This window comes from Rhodoferax sp. UBA5149, assembly GCF_002413825.1.
Classification (GTDB): domain Bacteria; phylum Pseudomonadota; class Gammaproteobacteria; order Burkholderiales; family Burkholderiaceae_C; genus Rhodoferax.
In genome coordinates this window covers 5,585-5,940 of sequence record NZ_DHXT01000115.1, presented here as the reverse complement: position 1 = coordinate 5,940, position 356 = coordinate 5,585, and the positions used below count along the sequence as shown (strand labels likewise).

At 64.9% G+C, this 356-nt stretch carries 1 protein-coding gene; it reads right to left on the bottom strand.

Annotated elements, in window-relative coordinates:
• A partial coding sequence (gene trmB, locus B3V69_RS10330) for a tRNA (guanosine(46)-N7)-methyltransferase TrmB (RefSeq protein WP_296446266.1) occupies nt 1–356 on the bottom strand: 356 nt, incomplete at both ends.

The following is a 356-nucleotide window of genomic DNA, read 5'->3' as shown; positions in this document are numbered from 1 at the left end:
TGCTCGGCGTAGGGCTGCCAGTCGGTGGCGCAGTGCAGGTAGCCGCCGACCTTGAGGCGCGCGGCCAGCTTGGCAATGAGGGCGCTTTGGATCAGGCGGCGTTTGTTGTGTTTCTTCTTGTGCCAGGGGTCGGGAAAGAAGATGTGCACGCCGTCCAGGCTTTGCAGCGGCAGCATGTGGTCGATGACCTCGACGGCGTCGTGGGCCACGATGCGGATGTTGCGCAGGCCTTGCTCGCCAATGCGCTTGAGCAGCGCGCCGACGCCGGGCTCGTGCACCTCGCAGCACAAAAAGTTTTTCTCCGGCATCAGGGCCGCGATGTGGGCGGTGGCCTCGCCCATGCCGAAGCCGATTTC